General features: G+C 62.7%; 11 protein-coding genes. 6 read left to right on the top strand and 5 right to left on the bottom strand.

Annotation, left to right across the window (positions count from 1 at the left end; translation table 11 throughout):
- Positions 1 to 190 precede the first annotated feature (190 nt).
- From BUE15_RS04785 to BUE15_RS04775, 3 genes are all read left to right on the top strand, one after another.
- Positions 191 to 1,963, top strand: a complete 1,773-nt coding sequence (locus tag BUE15_RS04785) for a S8 family serine peptidase (protein ID WP_073281669.1) — start codon at positions 191 to 193, stop codon at positions 1,961 to 1,963.
- Positions 1,960 to 2,682 (top strand): hypothetical protein, encoded by a 723-nt coding sequence (locus tag BUE15_RS04780; RefSeq protein WP_139252132.1) that lies wholly within the window; start codon positions 1,960 to 1,962, stop codon positions 2,680 to 2,682. Before BUE15_RS04785 ends, BUE15_RS04780 begins: the two co-directional genes overlap by 4 nt.
- A 256-nt stretch (positions 2,683 to 2,938) precedes the next feature.
- The gene (locus BUE15_RS04775) at positions 2,939 to 3,535 is read left to right on the top strand and encodes a hypothetical protein (RefSeq protein WP_073281665.1); all 597 of its coding nucleotides are present in this window, start codon (positions 2,939 to 2,941) and stop codon (positions 3,533 to 3,535) included.
- Positions 3,536 to 3,745: 210 nt separating this feature from the next.
- On the opposite strand, the gene BUE15_RS04770 is transcribed toward BUE15_RS04775, so the two are convergent.
- On the bottom strand, positions 3,746 to 5,089 hold the full coding sequence (locus BUE15_RS04770; RefSeq protein WP_073281663.1) for a M23 family metallopeptidase: 1,344 nt from the start codon (positions 5,087 to 5,089) through the stop codon (positions 3,746 to 3,748).
- A gap of 309 nt (positions 5,090 to 5,398) precedes the next feature.
- Here BUE15_RS04770 and BUE15_RS04765 point away from each other — a divergent pair, with 309 nt between their 5' ends.
- Positions 5,399 to 6,253 (top strand): hydroxymethylglutaryl-CoA lyase, encoded by an 855-nt coding sequence (locus tag BUE15_RS04765; RefSeq protein WP_073281661.1) that lies wholly within the window; start codon positions 5,399 to 5,401, stop codon positions 6,251 to 6,253.
- Between the two features lie 98 nt (positions 6,254 to 6,351).
- Positions 6,352 to 7,086, top strand: coding sequence for a (Fe-S)-binding protein (locus BUE15_RS04760; protein WP_073281659.1), 735 nt, complete (start codon positions 6,352 to 6,354; stop codon positions 7,084 to 7,086).
- A 244-nt stretch (positions 7,087 to 7,330) separates the two neighbouring features.
- Here the strand turns inward: BUE15_RS04760 and BUE15_RS04755 are convergent, their stop codons facing one another.
- Both BUE15_RS04755 and dapA read right to left on the bottom strand, forming a co-directional pair.
- Positions 7,331 to 7,828 carry a 2OG-Fe(II) oxygenase gene (locus tag BUE15_RS04755; protein WP_244535876.1) on the bottom strand — a complete coding sequence of 166 codons (498 nt, stop codon included), beginning with the start codon at positions 7,826 to 7,828 and terminating at the stop codon, positions 7,331 to 7,333.
- Positions 7,829 to 7,890: 62 nt separating this feature from the next.
- Positions 7,891 to 8,763 carry a 4-hydroxy-tetrahydrodipicolinate synthase gene (gene dapA / locus BUE15_RS04750; protein WP_073281655.1) on the bottom strand — a complete coding sequence of 291 codons (873 nt, stop codon included), beginning with the start codon at positions 8,761 to 8,763 and terminating at the stop codon, positions 7,891 to 7,893.
- Positions 8,764 to 8,886: 123 nt separating this feature from the next.
- Between dapA and BUE15_RS04745 the strand changes: the two genes are divergently transcribed.
- On the top strand, positions 8,887 to 9,807 hold the full coding sequence (locus BUE15_RS04745; protein ID WP_073281654.1) for a polysaccharide deacetylase family protein: 921 nt from the start codon (positions 8,887 to 8,889) through the stop codon (positions 9,805 to 9,807).
- Positions 9,808 to 9,938: 131 nt separating this feature from the next.
- Here the strand turns inward: BUE15_RS04745 and BUE15_RS04740 are convergent, their stop codons facing one another.
- Both BUE15_RS04740 and ligA read right to left on the bottom strand, forming a co-directional pair.
- The gene (locus BUE15_RS04740) at positions 9,939 to 10,319 is read right to left on the bottom strand and encodes a rhodanese-like domain-containing protein (protein ID WP_073281652.1); all 381 of its coding nucleotides are present in this window, start codon (positions 10,317 to 10,319) and stop codon (positions 9,939 to 9,941) included.
- A 33-nt stretch (positions 10,320 to 10,352) separates the two neighbouring features.
- A complete protein-coding gene (gene ligA / locus BUE15_RS04735; RefSeq protein ID WP_084548822.1) occupies positions 10,353 to 12,503 on the bottom strand; it encodes an NAD-dependent DNA ligase LigA in 2,151 nt (716 codons plus the stop codon).
- Positions 12,504 to 12,622: the final 119 nt, after the last annotated feature.

Genomic DNA, 12,622 nt, shown 5'->3' with positions numbered 1-12,622 from the left:
GTTGCCATTCGGAGCAGACTGTCGGGTTTCTGGCTATCTTGCCCTTCTCCCCAGGCTGCCGGGCAGAAGTAGTCTGCTGCGCCTGGCAGGCTACCCGCTATTTACGTACTACCTCTCCCAGGCCCGGGCCGCTGCTCACGTAACCGGAAGCCGGCCCGCTCCACGAGTTGTTCTTATCTATTGCTCTCCTTTGCCCGCTATTTCCGTGCTGCGTCGGTTTCCTGTTTTCCTGTTTTTGCTGCTGAGCTGGCCCGCTCTAAGTCAGGCTGCTATTCCGCCGCCGGCTGCGGCCCGCTACTGGGTAGAGCTGCGCGACAAAAAGGGCGTCCGGTTTGATGCCGGCACGTATTTCGTGCCGGCTGCGCAAGTCCGGCGCCTGCGCCAGCACCTGCCCGCCGCCGACAGTACCGACTTTCCTGTGCGCCCCGACTATCTGTGCGCCGTGCGCCTGCATTCCGATTCGGTTTTGCTGGTCAGCCGCTGGTTTAATGCCGTAGCCTGCCGCGCCACGCCGGCCCAGGCCGCAGAGCTGGCGCAGTTGCCCGGTGTGCGCCGCGTGCTGCCCCTTCCCGAAACGCCGCTGCTGCCTGCAGCCCGGCCTGCTGCTTCGGCGTGGAAAGGAGAGGGGCGCAAAACCATCAGTGCCGCCGACCGGCTGCTGGCCCGCCGCCAGGTGCGCACGCTGGGTGCCGACGAATTCCGTAAAGCTGCCCTGGACGGCAAAGGCCTGCGCATCGCCGTATTCGATGTGGGCTTCAACGGGGCCGACCAGCATCCGGCCTTTCAGGAACTGTTTGCCCGCAAGCAGATAGTGGCCACCTACGACTTTGCCCGCCGCAGTGCGCACGTGTTTCACGGCGGCAGCCACGGCACGGAGGTGCTGGCCTGCCTGGCTGGCCGCATGCCCGACGGCACGCCGCTGGGGCTGGCTACCGGCGCCGAGTTTCTGCTGGCCCGCACCGAACGGATGCACCGCGAGATATACGCCGAAGAACTGGACTGGCTGGCCGCCGTGGAGTGGGCCGACCGCAACGGTGCCGACATCATCAATTCCTCGCTGGGCTACACGGCCCGCCGCTACTTTCCGGAAGAAATGAACGGGCGCCTGAGCCTAGTGGCCCGCGCCGCCAATTTGGCCGCCCGCAAAGGGATATTGGTCGTAAACGCCGCCGGCAACGATGGCGACAATGAGGACTGGCGCACCGTAGGCACCCCTGCCGACGCCGATTCTGTGCTGGCCGTCGGGGGCATCGATCCGGAAACCGGCCTGCACCTCAACTTCAGCGCCTATGGTCCCACCGCCGACCGCCGCCTCAAGCCCAACGTGTCGGCCTTCGGTACCGTGCTGACGGCTGCGCCCGGCGGCTATTCCCACGTCGATGGTACGTCCTTCGCCAGCCCGCTGGTGGCGGGGTTTGCAGCTTGCGTGTGGCAGCACGAGCGCAGCCTCACGGCCATGCAGCTGTTTGAGAAGATGCAGCAATCTGCGTCTCTTTACCCATACTACGACTACGCCCACGGCTACGGCCTGCCGCAGGCCGGTTTCTTTCTGGCAAACAAGGCTCCTGAGCAGCTTCCCAAGCTGGATTTTGTGGTAGAAGACAGCCTGCTGGCCGTGAATATCCGGCCTGAGGCCAGCCGCCCGGTTGTGCGCGCCCTGCCTTTCTACGCCGACTCCGCCGTCAGCTTTCCTGATGCCAGGCGGGTGCCGCGGGTAGGACGCGAAGAGCCCCGACCAGCCACCCAGGGCCAGGCGGTAGCGCCGGACTCCGGGCCCCCGGCCTTGCCGGCTGCCAATTACCTGTACTGGCACGTGGCGGATGCGCGAGGCGTGCTGCGCCGCTACGAGGTGGTGGAGGTCAGCCAGCGGGCCATACTGCGCATTCCGCGCCGCACCCTCCGTCCCGGCGACGTGGTGCGGGTTTTCTATCTGGGCACCACGCACAGCTACCCTGTTTTATGAGGCGCTTTCTTTATTCATTGAGCCTGCTGCTGGGAGCGGGGCTGCTGGGGCCGGCCGAGGGGCTGGCACAGCGGGTTCTGCTGCAGTCGGCTGTGGGCCAGGACACGGTATACGGCCAGTTCGGGCCGAATCGTACGTTTTTCAACCATCTCTATGTGGGGTATCTGCCGGTGGTGGGGCGGGCCGCCGGAGCCGGGGCCAAGCTGCGCTACGGCAGTTCGGCCGAGTTTATGGTGGGGGTGCGCAATAAGTTCCGGCTGAGTGAGCCGCTCAGTACCGGCTTCGACCTGCGCTTCGTGCGGCTAACCTATGATCTGGCGCAGGAGGCTGGCAAAGTGCTGCCGACGCCGGAACTGCACCACCGCGAGTCGCTGGCTATGTCGCAGCTGCAGCTGGAGGCTTTCGTGCGCCTGAATGTGGGCCAGCGCGGCAACGCCATCGGGCGCTACCTCGACCTGACCGGCTGGGGCGGCTGGGCCCTGAGCACCGCGCACCGCTTCGAAGACCGGCCGAGCACTGGCCCTAAAAAGGTGCACCTCACCGAAAACGGGTTGCCGTATCTGCGCCGCTGGCCTTATGGGATAGGCGCGCGCCTGGGGTCGAGCCGCTACGCTGCCGTAGCCCGCTACCGCCTTTCCGATACGTTTACTTCGGCTGCCAGCCAGCTGTATCCGGAGCTGCCCCGCTGGACGGTAGGCGTGGAGCTGAGCTGGCTCTGAAACGAGGCACAGAAAGCTGGCGGAATGGCTTTTCTGCCACCTGAACAGCTGGTCTGGCCGGCCGTTTTGCAGAGGCGTGGGGCGCTGTTCGAAAAAGAAAAAAGTAAACAACCCCAACCCTGTGCTAATTTTTTGGTAGATGGAGGGAGAGCCGTAGCTTTGACCAAAATTAGCTCTGCGGCTTTTCTGTTCCTCTCCGATGTCGGGAGGTTTTGTGTATAGCCGAACTGACTTGACAATGGTTGCTCACCACCGAATGAAAAAAATTCTCCTGGCCGCTGCCTGTACCGGGCTACTGTTCCAGACTACCTCCTGCCTGAATACCGAGAAGGAAATGGGTACTTCCCGCAATCCGGACCGGCCCTTCACGCCCACGCCGGAAGGTGCCCGGGGCCGCGTAACCGAGCGTACCATTCTGCGGACGGTGAATGCAACCCACTACTTCTCCAACACGAAAGCCAAAGACAACTTCATTCTGCAGCTGCAGGGGACCAAAATCCTCAGCTCACGGGCCCGGCTCATCATCCTGAGCAGCACCGGCGACACCCTGCGCAAAGAAGTAATGCCTGCTACGGCGCTCCTCGATGAGCGCGAAGCCGACCCGCAGGCTACCACCGCCCGCGACAAGGAAATTGCCATTCTGCAGGGGATGAACGCCTTCTTCCGCGAAGACCGTTTCACGCAGCCAGCCGTGCCGCGCAATGCCACCCAGCCCGCCGAAGTAGACGCGCAGGCGTGGCAGGCAGTGAAAGCCGACCCCAAAGCCGTAGGCTTCGACTACATAACCAATGGCAAGGAGCGCCGCCTGGCCTACGCCAAAAAGCTGCAGAAAGCTGTGATTGTGGCTGAATAGCAGCTACTCGCAACAGAATGCCTTCTACACGAAAAAGCCCCGCACGAACCGTGCGGGGCTTTTTTCTTTCCGTAGATAAATGGGTTGTTGCAGAACGCGAAAACGTGGCATGGTTTCCCAGAGAAAATCGTGCCGCGCTGTTTTCCAATCACCGTGGTAAACATAAGGGTGGGTACATGAGCGTCAGGTGAAGAGGCGCCGAAGCTTGCCTCAGGACCCAACGGCCGGGGCCAGCCACCCCAGCTGGCCCGCCGCGCTGCGCACCAGCCGGTACGTGCCAAATTCGCCCAGTACCGCCACCAGGCTGCGGGCCGGCAGCAACTCAAACGACGAGGCGCCGGTCTGCGGTAGCGTGTAGAGCGGGGTGGCGGCGGTTAGTGCCAGCCGCTGCAACGGTGCGGCGGCTGGCACCACGGCGCGGGCTGGCACGTAGCCTAGCTGCCCGTTGGGGTGTTGCACGCGGTACCAGGTATGCTGGCTGCCCAGCACCAGCAGCGGCGTATGGCGGCCCGCACCAGCCACCGCGGCCGCCTTGGCCCCCGGACTGCATTTGAGTTCAGTGTGCTTGTCCTGCACCCGCACCCACTGGCCCAGCCGCTCAGGCGCAGTACGTGGCGCCGTCGGAGCCGTGTCGGGCCGGCGCACAAACGGGAAAGGGTCGACGGCACCACGGCCGCTGCGGTACACGCCAAAATGCAGGTGCGGCGGCGTGGAGCGGGCGTTGCCGGTATTGCCCACCAGCCCCAGCGTATCGCCGATGCGCACCTGCTGGCCGGGCTGCACCAGCTGCTTGTCGAGGTGGGCGTAGTAGAGGTGCTGGCCCTGCTCGGTGTCCATCAGCCACACTACGCGGCCCCCGAGCGGCGTTTCGTTTACGCGGGTGATGTAGCCGTTGGCCGCTGCCACGGCCGGTGTGCCGCGTTTGGCAAAGATGTCGATGCCTTCGTGGCGGCGGGCACCTCCGTCGCGGTCCATGCCCCAGAAGCTGCCCACGGCTACATCATTTTTACCGTGTACCGGAAAGCTCAGGCTGGGGGCCCGCTGGATGCGCAGCGTGAAACGACCCGTACGCAGCAGCTCCGGCTGCACCCGCAGCAGATGCTGCCGGTCGTCGGCGGCCACGTAGCTGAACGATAGGGCCGTAGTATCAGCCGAAGCCAGCGGGCGTGGGGCGCGGCGTTCCGGATCCAGCTCAAACGCGTCCAGAAACACCCGGGCATCGGTGCCTTTGCCAAGGGTGAGACTGATACGGACGGTTTCGCCGGCCCGTACCTGGTAGCGGAAAGAAGCGGCTGCTGCCCGCTCAGCCGCGAAATAGCCCGTTTCTTCAAAGGGAAGCGTTACGAGCAGAGAGTCGCGCAGTGCTTGGTCGGCGGCGGCCAGCCAGTCGCGGCCCAGCGCCGTTTGGTCGAGGCCGGTTTGGCGTAGCTGGCGGGCGTAGGCTTCATGTGGAGTCGATTTCTGAAATATACCCTGCAGCGTTTGCTGTTTGCCGCAGGCGGTGAGAAGCAGGAACAGGAGAAGGTATAGAGGGGCGCGGAGGCGAAGGGGCATAAGCGAATATTTCCTTCTCAACGCCCCAGGGGCCCGGGTAGTTCGCGGCCGCGGCCAGCAGGCAGAAGTAAGGCTGGGCCGCTGCTGATATAACCCGCCTGCCGCCATACTACCGAGCCAGTGGCCGAAACTGGCCGCCGGGTGCCGGGGTTTCCTGGGCAATAAACCCTTCGCCAGCCACCCGGTTGTGCCGGAGGTACGGGGCAGCCGGTTTGGGCTGGTGCGGCCTTAAGCCGGTGCGTCTGGCCGAATGGAGTTATGGCGCCGGCTTCTACCTTTACAGTGTTCCCACCACCTTTTCCTTCGGCTATGAAGCTCATCGACTGCCCCCGCGACGCCATGCAGGGCTGGCCTACGTTCATCCCCACTGCTCAGAAAATAGCTTACCTCAACACGCTCCTGCGCGTCGGGTTCGATACGCTGGACTTCGGCTCGTTCGTGTCGGCGAAGGCCATTCCGCAGCTGGCCGACACGGCCGAGGCGCTGGCCGGGCTGGATCTGGCGCAGTCGCACACGCGGCTGCTGGCTATTGTGGCCAACCTGCGCGGGGCCGAAACGGCCGCTCAGCACCCCCAGATTCGCTACATCGGCTTCCCGCTGTCAGTGTCCGAAACGTTTCAGCTGCGCAACACCAACAAAACCATTGCGGAGGCCCTGATTGACGTAACGCGCATTCAGGAGCTGTGCGCCCGCACTGGGCAGCAGCAGGTGGTGTACCTGAGCATGGGCTTCGGCAACCCCTACAACGACCCCTGGAGCCCTGATATTCTGGGCGAATTCACGCAGCAGCTCGATGAGTTGGGCGTGCGTATCGTGGCCCTGTCGGACACCATCGGGGCCTCCACGCCCGCCACCATTGCGCCGCCTTTCCGGGAGCTGACGGCCGCCTTCCCGCACATCGAGTTTGGGGCCCACCTGCACACCACGCCGGCCAGCTGGCGCGAGAAGGTGCAGGCCGCCTACCAGGCCGGTTGCCGCCGCTTCGATGGGGCGCTGGGTGGCTACGGCGGCTGCCCTATGGCCGCCGACCAGCTTACCGGCAACATGCCCACCGAGCGGCTTATCGAATTTTCTGCTGAAAAAGGTGAGCAGCTGGGCCTAAACCCGGAAGCACTGGCCGAAGCCATGCACCTGAATCAGCAGATATTTGCGGGTGGGCACTAATGCCGGAGCAGGGGCGTCCGGTTCCTGCACACCGGCAGCTGCGGACGACAATCAAGTCGTACTTTCGTGGCTCCGCCGCCTGACTCTTGCCACACGCCATGCCAACTGCCGTCGATATATTCATTCCCTGCTTCGTAGACCAGCTTTTTCCGCAAACCGCCATGAACATGGTGAAGGTGCTGGAAGCCGTGGGCTGCGAAGTGCACTACAACAACAACCAGACCTGCTGCGGGCAGCCCGCCTACAACGCCGGCTATAAGGCCGAGAGCCGCGAAGTGGCCTGCAAGTTTCTTGACGACTTCCCCAACGAGCCGGGGCGCTACATCGTGAGCCCCTCAGCCTCGTGTGTGGGCATGGTGCGCAACTCCTACGCCGAGCTGTTCGACGGCAGCCCGGAGCAGGGCCGCTACCACGGCACGCAGCGCCGCATCTTCGAGCTGACCGAGTTCCTGGTGGATGTGCTGGGCGTGACATCCATTCCGCAGGCCCGCCTCTCCGGCACCTACACCTACCACGACTCCTGCTCGGCGCTGCGGGAGTGCGGCATCAAGGAAGCCCCGCGCCGCCTGCTGGATGCTGTACCGGGCCTGGAGCGCCTGGAAATGGCCGAAAACGAAACCTGCTGCGGCTTCGGCGGCACGTTTGCGGTAAAGTTCGAGGCTATTTCGGTGGCTATGGCCGAGCAGAAGGTGGAACACGCCCTGGCCACCGGCGCCAACTACATCGTCAGCACCGATACCAGCTGCCTGATGCACCTCGACGCCTACATCCGCCGCGAAAAAAAGCCCATCCAGACCCTGCACGTCGCCGACGTGCTGGCTAGTGGGTGGTAGCTTGGGTTGTGCTTAACCAATTGATTTAAAAACCCTAACGAAACATGAACGAGCTTTGCTCGTCATCTAAAGTCTACGGTTACTATTGGGGCCTTTTAGGGTTGCTACTTGTCCCATTACTGTATCTGGTGATATGGAGGGTATGGCAACCAAGTATATAGAAGAGCCTAGCTGTTATAGCTGGGCTCTTCTATATACTTGGTTGCCAAAGCATAAACTTGCTATATGTTTGTGGGTGGGCTACTCAGACAGCAGTATCAATTAGGTTGGTGCGATACATAATATCTGAGCGGAGCACATATTTAACTCCCTGTAATACCTCACTGCCTTCGTGGTAGAGACTATGCTGGAAAAGCAGCGCCATACCTTGCTTTGGCTGTATACGAAGGTCTTTGAAAGCCGTGTCGCCACCCTGAAAATTATCGTTGAGGTAAATCATAAAGGTGAAATAGCTGGCCTCAGAACTGTTTCGAATAAAGCTTTCATCGTAATGGCCGCGAAACTGGTGGCCACGTTGGTAACGATAGAAACGAAATAATTCGTTGAGGCCGATGGCCGTGCTGTTGCCGAAGTGCGCTGGTGTAAATGGCTGAATTTTATGCCACAGAGTTTCTGCCAGCGCCTCATTGTTGTAAAACGCCCGGCTGTTATTGCGTACATCCGTGCGGACGCGGCTCCCTCCGGCGGTATTCACTTTCGCCAACTCATAGCCAATATTTTCGCTGAGAACAATGTTGTCCAAGCATTCCTTACGAGTAAGGAAGTCCTCAACTATAAAGATAGATTCTGCTAACTGGTGATACTTCATACATGGCAAGCGTGTAGTTTGTGCTTCAAATCATCGGAGGCGGCCACCAGCGGCAGGCGCACTTCGCCGGAGCACACGCCCAGAGCCTGCAGCGCGGCTTTCACGCCCACGGGGTTGCTTTCCTCATACATCAGCGGGTTCAGGTCCACGAACTTGAACAGCAGCTTGGAGGCTTCCTGAAACTTGCCATCTAGGGCGTGGCGTACCATGTTGGAGAAGGGGCGGGGGAAGGCGTTGGCCAGCACCGAAATAACGCCCACGGCCCCGAAGCTCACCAGCGAAGTCGTCATCATGTCGTCGCCGGAGATGAGCAGGAAGTCGGCGGGCTTGGCGGCGGCTATCTGCTGGCACTGCTCCAGGTTGCCGCTGGCCTCCTTGATACCGATGACGTTGGGGTGCTGGGCCAAGTGCAGCGTAGTAGCCGCCGTGAGGTTGGAAGCCGTGCGGCCGGGCACGTTGTACAGAATAATCGGCACCGGCGAGGCATCGGCCAGCCGCTCGTAGTGGGCAATGATACCGCGCTGGCTGGGCTTGTTGTAGTAGGGGCTGGCCGATAGAATGGCCGTAATGCCGCTCAGGTCGGTGTTGCGGATGGTGGCTTCGGTGCCGACGGTGTCGTTGCCGCCGATGCCGTACACCAGCGGCACGCGGCCGGCCACATGCTCCTTCACCACGCGCAGAATCTCCGCCTTTTCCGCCGGCGTGATGGTCGGCGACTCGGCCGTGGTGCCGTTGATGACGAGGTATTCCACCCCGCCGTCAAGTACGAAATCGAGGAGGCGGCGCAGGGCGGCGTAGTCTACGGCGTGGCCGGAAGCGGAAGTAAAGGGCGTTACGAGGGCGACGCCGGTGCCACGGAGTTTGTCCATGCGGGGAATTAGCTGTTGCTTTGTGAGATGGAAGGCCAGAGTGCCGGTTTACGGCCGCCCGGGCAGACTACTTCGACAAAAATACAGCATTTCCTTTGCGGCCCGGCCGTGTTTTCCTTTTTCATGAAGCGTACCTACTCCACGCTGCTTGCCGCAGCAACCCTGGCCTCGGCCCTCGTCCTGCCTTCCTGCAATGATTCCAAGTCGGCCGTAACGGCTGAGGCCGGCTCGCCCACCAGCGAAGCCATGAGCGGCACGGCCGCCACGGCTGCCGCCGAAGATTCAGCTGCTGCGGCGGGCGCCACTGCCCCCAGCCCCGGCAGCATTCCGGCCGGCAGCATTGCCGATGCCGCCACCATCACGGCCCGCCCGCAGGTACCGATTCTGTGCTACCACCAGATCCGGGACTGGCGCGCCAAGGACTCGAAAGGCGCCAAAGACTATATCGTGCCGGTAGACGCGTTCAAAAAGCAGATGCAGATGCTGGCCGACTCCGGCTACCACACCATCCTGCCCGACCAGCTGTACGCCTACCTCACCACCGGCGCCAAGCTGCCCAGCAAGCCCGTAATGCTGACCTTCGACGACACCGACCTCGACCAGTTCACGGTGGCCAAGCCCGAGATGGACAAACATGGTTTCAAGGGCGTATTCTTCGTGATGACCGTGAGCCTGGGCCGGCCGCGCTACATGAGCAAGGCGCAGGTCAAGCAACTCTCGGACGAAGGCCACGTTATCGGCTCGCACACCTGGGACCACCACAACGTGAAGAAGTATCAGGGCGAGGACTGGGTGACGCAGATCGAGAAGCCTACCAAAACGCTGCAGGAAATTACCGGCAAGGACATCAAGTACTTCGCGTATCCCTTCGGCCTCTGGAACCCCGAGGCCATTCCGGAGCTGAAGAAGCGTGGTATGGTGGCCGCCTTCGTGCTGGCTGAGAAGCGCGACCCGCAGGACCCGCTGTTCACTATTCGCCGCATTATTGCCAGCGGCTACTGGAGCGCCCGTACGCTGCACAACAGCATGGTAAACAGCTTCTAACAGGGCTTTAGAGTAAGTAATAGTTGCAGGGGTTCCAGCCCTTCAGTGGAAGCCCATACCCAAAGCACAACAACGCCCCGCCTGACTACTCGGGCGGGGCGTTGTTGTGCTTTGGCGGTAGCAGGCGAAGCTTATTCGGCTTTCAGTCCGGCCGCTTTCAGGTCCTTGAAGGCCCCGGCATTTACAAGATTGCCGAAGCCGAGCTGCCGCATCAGCGTCATGCTCTGGCCGCTGCGGTTGCCGGAAGCGCAGTACAGCACGTAGGTTTTGCTTTTATCAAGCTGGCGCACCTGCTCGCTGAAGCCGGGGGCGCGGAAGTCGAGGTTGCGGGCTCCTTTCAGGTGGCCGGTGGCAAATTCTTCAGGTGTGCGCACATCCAGCATTACCACGTTAGGCTTCCGGACCAGCTCCGCCGCTACGGCCGGCGCCACGGCCTGAGGGGCTGTTTGGGCCTGCGTGGGCTGGGAGCTGAGCAGGGCGGCGAAGGAGGCGAGCAGCAAAAAACGGGTCATGGTGCAGAAATAAAGTAGTGGGGCAACTGCCTCTTAAAACAAGGAGCTTTGCTGGCCGGGGCTGGCGGATGAGGGCGAAGGTGCTGCTGGCGTAACAGCAGCGGCCGGCAGTAGTTCCGTGGTGACGGCCATATCCGCCTCGGAAGGGCCGGTGGCTTCCAGCTCCGATGGGAGCATAGCCAGCAGGTCAGTTTCAGAAATGATGGGCACTTTCAGCTCGGTGGCTTTTTCGCGCTTGGCCGGGCCCATCTTGTCGCCGGCCACCAGGTAGCTGAGCTTCTTGCTGATGCTGCCCGTGACTTTGCCGCCGTGGGCCTGAATCAGGGCCTGCAGCTCGTCGCGGGAGTGCTGCTCAAACACGCCCGACAGCACAAAGGTCTGGCCTTCGAGGCGGCTGCTCATAGCTTTGGGGGCCTCGCCGGTCAGGGCCAGCTGCACACCGGCCGTGCGCAGCCGCTCAATCATGGCGCGGTTGTCGGGTTCCTGAAACCACGCCGCCGCCGACTCCGCAATAACGCCGCCCACTTCCGGCACGGCCGCCAGCTCGGTGGCGGTGGCCGCCATCAGCGCATCCATGGTGCGGTAGTGGTTGGCCAGTTTTTCAGCCACCGTTTCGCCTACGTACCGGATGCCGAGCCCGAACAGCACCCGGTCGAAGGGCACCTGCTTGCTCTGCTCCAGTCCGGCCAGCAGCCGCTGCACCGATTTCTCGCCCATGCGGTCCAACTGGGCCAGCTCTTCGGCTTTGGCCGGCAGCTCGTAGAGGCTGGCGGCGTCCGTCACCAGGCCCAGGTCGAAGAACCGGCCTACCGTTTCGGCCCCGAGCCCATCAATATTGAGCGCCTTGCGCGACACGTAGTGCTCCAGCTTGGCCTTGCGCTGCGGCGGGCAGCCGCGCTCATTGGGGCAGCGGAAATGGGCTTCGCCTTCGGGCCGGATGAGGGGGGTGCCACAGGCCGGGCACTCGGTAGGGTAGCGGATAGGCTCACTGCCACCGGGGCGGGCCGTGAAGTCGACGCCCGTGATTTTAGGAATGATTTCACCGCCTTTTTCCACGAACACCATGTCGCCGAGGCGCAGGTCGAGGGCGGCAATCTGGTTGGCGTTGTGCACCGACGCCCGCTTTACCACGGTGCCGGCCAGCGGTACCGGATCCAGCAGCGCCACGGGCGTAACGGCACCGGTGCGGCCCACCTGGTACTGAATTGCGTTCAGGCGGGTGCGGGCGGCTTCGGCCGGGTACTTGTAGGCAATGGCCCAGCGCGGGCTCTTGGACGTGTAGCCCAGCAGCTCCTGCTGCCGGAAATCGTCCACCTTAATCACAATGCCATCGGTGGCTACCGGCAGCGTGAAGCGCTTTTTATCCCACTCGTGCACGAAGTCGAGCACCTCGGCAATGGAGCCGCACAGCCGCCACGTGTCCGACACGGGCAGGCCCCAGGCGCTGAGAGCAGCCAGCGAGGCGCTGTGCGTAGGGAAAATGCTGCGGCCCGGCATCAGGAACGAATAGGCGTAGAAACGCAGGCGCCGGGCCGCTACGAGGGCGGAGTCCTGGAGCTTGAGGGCGCCGCTGGCCGCGTTGCGCGGGTTGGCCAGCAGGGCTTCCCCGTTGGCTTCGCGCTCCTGGTTGAGCTCGGAAAACACGGGCAGCGGCATGAAAATCTCGCCGCGCACCTCAAATTCGGGTGGCTGCGGCGAGCCTGCGCGCAGGTGCAGCGGCAGATTCTTGATGGTGCGCACGTTGCTGGTTACCACGTCGCCGCGCGTACCGTCGCCGCGCGTGACGCCCTGCGTGAGCTGGCCGTTTTCGTAGGTCAGGCTCATGGCCACACCGTCAAACTTCAGCTCGCACACATAGGCATAGTCGGCGCCCTCCAGGCCTTTGCGGACCCGCTCGTCGAACTCGCGCAGGTCGGCTTCGGAATAGGTGTTGCCGAGGCTGAGCATGGGGTAGCGGTGCGCGGCAGTCGGGAACTGCTTGGTGATGGTGCCGCCCACCCGTTGGGTAGGCGAGTTGGGGTGCGCCAGCTCGGGGTACTGCTTTTCCAGCTGCGCCAGCTCGGCCAGCAGCTGGTCGAACTCCTGATCCGGAATTTCGCTGATGTCGCGCTGGTAGTACTGGTAGTTGAGGTGGTGCAGCCGCTCGGTGAGGGCCGTAATACGCTGCTGAATATCGGAGGTCATGGGGAGCGAAGATGGAGCCGGACAGGAAGTAACAATACGCGCCAACGGCTCCGCAAGCTACTACGCAGGGGTGGTTTCTTATAACGGGCCCGCGCCTCCCACAAAAAAAGCCCTGCCGG

It is taken from the genome of Hymenobacter psychrotolerans DSM 18569 (genome assembly GCF_900142395.1).
GTDB lineage: Bacteria > Bacteroidota > Bacteroidia > Cytophagales > Hymenobacteraceae > Hymenobacter > Hymenobacter psychrotolerans.
Note: the sequence above shows the minus strand (reverse complement) of the source record. Positions and strands in the feature narration are given on the sequence as shown.